Annotated in this window: 8 protein-coding genes; 5 read left to right on the forward strand and 3 right to left on the reverse strand. The window is 61.2% G+C overall.

Annotated elements, in window-relative coordinates:
- The first annotated feature begins 88 nt into the window (after positions 1–88).
- Entirely contained in the window at positions 89–1,342 is a 1,254-nt protein-coding gene (gene ispG / locus QD409_RS28805) for a flavodoxin-dependent (E)-4-hydroxy-3-methylbut-2-enyl-diphosphate synthase (RefSeq protein ID WP_430764308.1), read from the forward strand.
- Between the two features lie 74 nt (positions 1,343–1,416).
- On the opposite strand, the gene QD409_RS28810 is transcribed toward ispG, so the two are convergent.
- Together QD409_RS28810 and QD409_RS28815 are read right to left on the reverse strand one after the other, a co-directional pair.
- Positions 1,417–2,058 (reverse strand): LysE family translocator, encoded by a 642-nt coding sequence (locus QD409_RS28810; protein ID WP_430764309.1) that lies wholly within the window; start codon positions 2,056–2,058, stop codon positions 1,417–1,419.
- Positions 2,059–2,241: 183 nt separating this feature from the next.
- A complete protein-coding gene (locus QD409_RS28815) occupies positions 2,242–3,156 on the reverse strand; it encodes a polyprenyl synthetase family protein (protein ID WP_430764310.1) in 915 nt (304 codons plus the stop codon).
- A 100-nt stretch (positions 3,157–3,256) separates the two neighbouring features.
- Here QD409_RS28815 and mtgA point away from each other — a divergent pair, with 100 nt between their 5' ends.
- The 4 genes from mtgA to rpmF all read left to right on the forward strand — a co-directional run bounded on the left by mtgA (position 3,257) and on the right by rpmF (position 5,918).
- A complete protein-coding gene (gene mtgA / locus QD409_RS28820) occupies positions 3,257–4,081 on the forward strand; it encodes a monofunctional biosynthetic peptidoglycan transglycosylase (protein ID WP_430764311.1) in 825 nt (274 codons plus the stop codon).
- Between the two features lie 95 nt (positions 4,082–4,176).
- The gene (locus QD409_RS28825; RefSeq protein ID WP_092851798.1) at positions 4,177–4,899 is read left to right on the forward strand and encodes a DUF1868 domain-containing protein; all 723 of its coding nucleotides are present in this window, start codon (positions 4,177–4,179) and stop codon (positions 4,897–4,899) included.
- A gap of 16 nt (positions 4,900–4,915) precedes the next feature.
- Positions 4,916–5,563: a glutathione S-transferase family protein gene (locus tag QD409_RS28830; RefSeq protein WP_092851804.1), complete on the forward strand. Its 648-nt coding sequence runs from the start codon at positions 4,916–4,918 to the stop codon at positions 5,561–5,563.
- A gap of 169 nt (positions 5,564–5,732) precedes the next feature.
- Complete coding sequence (gene rpmF / locus QD409_RS28835; protein ID WP_016556742.1) at positions 5,733–5,918, forward strand: 50S ribosomal protein L32; 186 nt, start codon at positions 5,733–5,735, stop codon at positions 5,916–5,918.
- A 104-nt stretch (positions 5,919–6,022) separates the two neighbouring features.
- On the opposite strand, the gene QD409_RS28840 is transcribed toward rpmF, so the two are convergent.
- The coding region (locus QD409_RS28840; protein ID WP_430764312.1) for a transposase at positions 6,023–6,205 on the reverse strand (183 nt) is incomplete at its 5' end.

Below are 6,205 nucleotides of genomic sequence, written 5' to 3' on the forward strand. Positions count from 1 at the left end.
ATCAAAAGAGATTGCCGCAGCGGTTGACAACGACCGTTTCGTGATCCACCTGAAAGGTACCCATTTCCGAGGCCTGCGAGAGCTTTCCATGTCGTCCGCCACCGATTTCGATCCGAAACCGCGCCGTTCCTCCGTTGCCGTCGATGTCGGCGGCGTGATCGTCGGCGGCGGTGCCCCCGTGGTCGTGCAGTCCATGACCAATACCGATACGGCCGATATCGATTCGACCGTCGCCCAGGTCGCCGCCCTTTACAAAGCCGGTTCGGAACTCGTGCGCATCACTGTCGATCGCGATGAAAGCGCCGCCGCCGTGCCGAAGATCCGCGAGCGGCTGCTCCGTCTCGGCATGGACGTGCCGCTGATCGGCGACTTCCACTATATCGGCCACAAGCTGCTGGCCGATCATCCGGCCTGCGCTGAAGCGCTGGCGAAATACCGCATCAATCCCGGCAATGTCGGCTTCAAGGACAAGAAGGATAAGCAGTTCGCCGAAATCATCGAGATGGCGATCCGCTACGACAAGCCGGTGCGCATCGGCGTCAACTGGGGGTCGCTCGATCAGGATCTCCTGACCGCACTGATGGACAAAAATGCCGCCGAAGGTTCGCCGCTGTCGGCACGCCAGGTGACGCGCGAGACGATCGTGCAGTCGGCGCTGATCTCGGCCGATCTTGCCGAGGAAATCGGCCTGCCGCGCAACCGTATCATCCTGTCGGCCAAGGTCAGCCAGGTGCAGGATCTGATCGCCGTCTATTCCATGCTGTCCGAGCGTTCCGACCATGCGCTGCATCTCGGCCTCACCGAAGCGGGCATGGGTTCGAAGGGCATCGTCGCCTCATCCGCCGCCATGGGCTATGTGCTGCAGCACGGCATCGGCGATACCGTCCGCGTCTCGCTGACACCGGAGCCGAATGGCGACCGTACCCGCGAAGTGCAGGTGGCGCAGGAGCTGCTGCAGGTCATGGGCTTCCGTCAGTTCGTGCCGGTTGTTGCAGCTTGTCCCGGCTGCGGTCGCACGACCTCGACCGTCTTCCAGGAGCTGGCGCAGAACATCCAGAATGATCTGCGCAAGAACATGCCGGTCTGGCGCGAGAAATATCCGGGCGTCGAGGCACTGAACGTCGCCGTCATGGGCTGCATCGTCAACGGACCTGGCGAGAGCAAGCATGCCGATATCGGCATCTCGCTGCCCGGCACCGGCGAATCGCCCGCCGCTCCCGTCTTCATCGACGGTCAGAAGGCCATGACGCTGCGTGGCCCGAACATCGCTTCGGATTTCGAGGCGCTGGTGAGCGACTATATCGAAAAGCGGTTCGGCCAGAAGAACGTCGCGGCGGAGTGATCCGCCGCTTGCCGGATTGCGGTTCTTACGCAATTCCGGCCGGAAAACCGCTGCCCACCTTTCCTGGAATTGCTCTAGATATTGCTCGTCAGCAGCTTGATGCCGGCGAAGCAATAGAAGCCGGCCATCGCGCCTTCGATCCAGCGACGCGCACCGCGGTAGATCTTCAGCGCATGCGGCGTGGAGAATAGGACCGCATAGCCCATGAACGCCAGGAAACCGGTGGTGCAGCAGACGACGATGATCAGCACCGCGACCGAGGCGGGGGCGCCCTGCGGCATGCCGAGCGCGATGATGGCGAGCCAGGCGAAGATCGCCTTCGGATTGGTGACGTGGATACCGTAGCCGCGCAGGATCAGTGACTTGAAGCTTGGCGTTTTCGGCCCCTCTGTGGTGGCGGTCAATTCTCCGTTTGAGCGCACGGCGCGAAACGCCTTGTAGGCGAGGTAGAGCAGATAGATGCCGCCGAAGATCTTCAGGAGCTCCAGCGCCATCGCGTAGGTCTGCAGCAGCGTGGCGAGGCCGGCGGCAGCGGCAATCGCCCATGTCAGCGAGCCACCGAAGATGCCGAGCGAGAAGGTCATGCCGGCCTTGCGGCCGTGGGTCATCGACGTGCCGATAATAGCCATGATGGCCGGGCCGGGACTGACCACGGCAATAATATAGGCGATATAGGCCGGCAGGATCTGCGGCAGGTAGGTAAGCGCTTCGCGCATGAGGAACATTCCTGGGGCGTTGGTTGGCGCGAAGGATTCCGCGTCTACGGGCCAATTCAGCGCAGGAACTTCTCACAAAGCGAAACGGAAATCACCCTCCGGAGCGCAGATTCTTGTCATGGTGACATTCGCTGGCGTCGAGCGAGGTCCGGGTGAAGGAGCGCTCCAAGACGCAGCGCGCGCTCAGTTTCTGCGATTTGCCACGAACCGGGCCGTCTCGATCAAGATGTTCGCTTTGTCGCCATAGCCGGACAACAGGTCGCCGGCCTCGGTCACCAGCCTTGAAACCGTCGCCTCTGCCCATTCCCGGCCGTGCAGGCCGACGAGCGTGCCCTTGCCGCGGGCAGCATCCTTGCCGGTCGCCTTGCCCATGGTGGCGGCATCGGCGGTGAGGTCGAGCAGATCATCGGCAAGCTGGAAGGCAAGGCCGGTCTTTTCGCCGAAAAGCCGCAGGCACTTGCGGTCTTCGTCTGAGGCGCCGGCGATGATGGCGCCGGCCTCGCAGGCAAAGCGGATCAGCGCGCCCGTCTTCATCGCCTGCAGCGTCGTGATGCCGCTTTCGTCAGGCGTTTCCTTTTCTGCGGCAAGATCGAGCGCCTGGCCGCCGGCCATTCCGCCGATGCCGGCCGCCCGTGACAGCGCTAGCACGAGCGCCACTTTCCGGTCGGCGGGCAGTTGCGTTTCGGGCGCCGCGATGATGTCGAAGGCATAGGTCAACAGGCTGTCGCCCGCCAGGATCGCCGTCGCATAGTCGTAGGCGATATGCACGGTCGGCTGGCCGCGGCGCAGGTTGTCATCATCCATGGCAGGTAGGTCGTCATGGACGAGAGAATAGCAGTGCACGCATTCGAGCGCGGCGGCGATCCTGAGCGCTGCGTCTGCGTCGCCGCCGAGAAGGGCTGCGGATTCCAGGATGAGAAAGGGCCTCAACCGCTTGCCGCCGTTCAGCACACCATGGCGCATTGCGCTCAGCAGCCGGGCCGGGCGGACGATTTCGTCGTCGAGGCTGGCGTCGGCCAGAAGCCGGTTCAGCAGGGCTTCGATCTTGCCGGCATTGTCCTTGAGACGGTGCTCGAATGAGGAATAGGTGCTGTCCATGGCGGCTGTTTGGCATGAGAGGCGGTTGCTGGCAACGAGAATTGTCAACAGCCGGGCGCGGAATCATGCCGTACTCTGGTCATCACTCCGTGTAGACGGTATGACGAGTGCAGCATCAGAGCGTTTCCCGGATGCATTGAGAGTGCCCCGGGATGGAGCGACCGTGGACTTTCGGCAATTGGACATATCGACCGACAATGAGGAGGAAGCCGAGGTGCCGCAACGGTCCTCCCTGTTTGCGCGCTTCAAGGAAAGGCCGCTTTGGCAACGCATCGTCCTCGCACTGATCAGCCTTTTCCTGCTGCCCTATCTCCTCATCGTCCTCTACCTGCTGCCATTCATTCACCCGATCTCCACCTTGATGCTAGGAGATGCCGCTACCTTTAAGGGCTATAATCGCCGCTGGGTTCCGCTCGAGAATATCTCGCCGGTGCTGGTGAAATCGGTGATGGTTTCCGAGGACGGGCAGTTCTGCTTTCACGGCGGCGTCGATTGGGGCGAGATGCGGATGCTCGTGCAGGAGACACTGCGCGGCAAATCCACGCGCGGCGGCAGCACGATCCCCATGCAGACGGTGAAGAACCTGTTCCTGTGGAACGGCCGTTCCTTCGTGCGCAAGACGCTGGAGCTGCCGCTTGCGGTTTCCGCCTCCTTCGCCTGGTCGAAGCGCCGGATGATGGAGATCTACCTCAATGTCGCTGAATGGGGGCCAGGCATCTATGGCATCGAGGCGGCGGCGCGCTATCATTTCAAGGTGCCGGCCTCCAAGCTGACGGCCCGCCAGGCAGCCCTGCTTGCGGTCTCGCTACCGAACCCGATCGATCGTGTCGCTGGCAAGCCGGGGCGGGGGCTCAGCCAGCTCGCATCGCTGATCCAGCGCCGCGCGCAGAATGCCGACGCATACATCAAATGTCTTTATGACTGAGATCAGAACTTGTCGTTCGATCGGCTGATCGTCATCTGGCATTCTTGGCCGTGACGTATGGGCGGATGATCTGCCAACGATGATCGGACGCACCCATGGATTTCGACGTTTTCTCGCCCGAGCTGCTCAAATATTCCAAGAGCCTGCATCCGGAGCCGCCGCCCCATTTCGGCAGGCGCTATGATCGCTCCGGCGTCTTCCAGCCGGAGCCCGGCAACACGATCGTCTGCCACGTAGCCGAAGGCTCGCAGACGCAGCATGCGATTGTTGCGGCGCGACAGAAATATCTCGACATGCCGGAGGCCAAGCAATTCGCCTTCACGCCGATTTCCAGCCTACATATGACCCTGTTCCAGGGCGTCATCGAATATCGTCGCAGCCTGCCCTTTTGGCCTGATGGCATTGCGCTCGACGCGCCGATCGACGAAATGACTGACGTCATGGGCGAGCGGCTGAAGGCTTTTGCCATGCGCGATCCGTTCAAGGTGGCGGTGACGAAGGCGCGGCCGAGCGGCCTTCTGGTCGACGGAGCAACCGAGGCGGATCGCAAGACGATGCGCGCCTGGCGAAATGCGCTGGCGGATCTTCTCGGCTATCGTCATCCCGATCATGAGGCCTATCCTTTCCATATTACGTTTGCCTATGCCATCGAGCGGCTGGCCGACGAGGCTCTGCCGCGCTGGCAGGCGATGCTGGATGAGGCGGCGGCCGCGCTTCGTGCCGAAGTGCCAGTTCTGGAGCTGCGGCCGCCTGCCTTCTGCACGTTCGGCGACATGAACCATTTCGAGGAGCTCCTCGTCTTTGAATTCCGGAGTTAACAAGGAAAAGGGAACTATGGAAAAGCTGACCCTCTATATCGGCAACAAGAACTATTCCTCCTGGTCGTTTCGGCCGTGGATCGCGCTTGAGGGCTGCGGCGTCGCCTTCGAAGAAATATTGATTCCTTTCGACTTTCCGGCCGGCAATCCGCAAATTCGTGAGGTTTCGCCGACCGGAAAGGTGCCGATGCTGGACCATGGCGGTTTCAAGATCTGGGAATCGCTCGCCATTATCGAATATGTGGCCGAACTGTTCCCCGATGCTGGTCTTCTGCCCGAGGATCGGCAGGCGCGAGCCTTAGCGCGGTCCTACAGCATGGAAATGCTTTCGGGCTTCAGCGCATTGCGCACCAACTGCCCGATGAACATGCGCCGTCCGGTGAGCCGTCCCGATCTGCCTGAGGATGTCACGAAGGATGTCGCACGCATCGAAACCATCTGGCGCGAGGCGCGTTCCCGTTCCGGCGGCCCCTTCCTGTTTGGGGCCTTTTCTGGCGCCGATGCGATGTTCGCACCGGTCGTCAGCCGCTTCGAACGATACGGCATCGCCGTCTCCGCCGATGCAAAGGCTTACATGGCGGCCATGAAGGCGTTGCCTGCCTGGAAGAAATGGGAGGAGGCGGCACTGAAGGAAGCATGGATCGTGCCGGAGGACGATGCCTGAGCGCTTGATTCGGCTTGAATCAGGCGCGGTCGGCAAAAAATGCTGGAAGGGACTGGTCAAAGCCCTGCAAGCCATGTATAAGCCCGGCCAATTTCCGAAATTGATGCATGTCTGTTTCGGCCGCCTTGCTGGCCGTGGATATGTTTCGTCCGTACATGGAGTAACGAGAATGGCTGTACCGAAGAGAAAAACGAGCCCGTCCAAGCGCGGTATGCGCCGCTCTGCTGACGCCCTGAAGGCTGCGACTTACGTCGAAGACAAGAACTCCGGCGAACTGCGTCGTCCGCACCACATCGACCTGAAGACCGGCATGTATCGTGGTCGCCAGGTTCTGACGCCGAAGGAAAGCGCATAATTTAGCGCTGCCTTAGTGGCATGAATAAAAAGGCTGGCGTTTCCAGCCTGTGTGGAAACGTTTGGAGGCTCCGGTTTGACCGGGGCCTCTTTTGGTTTCTGGGTCTATGCGGGTTTTGATGTTATGTTTATGGTGCGCCTGATGTTGTAGGCGAGCACCGAGAGGGCCATTTCGGTTCTGGTGCCCTTGAGGTTTCTGGTCAGGAAACGTCCGCCTGCCATCATCCGTTTGATGGTGCCGAACGGATGTTCTGCGGTGCATCGACGCTTTCGCATCATGTCGGGCGT

It is taken from the genome of Rhizobium sp. BR 315, from assembly GCF_050577975.1.
Lineage (GTDB): Bacteria > Pseudomonadota > Alphaproteobacteria > Rhizobiales > Rhizobiaceae > Rhizobium > Rhizobium miluonense.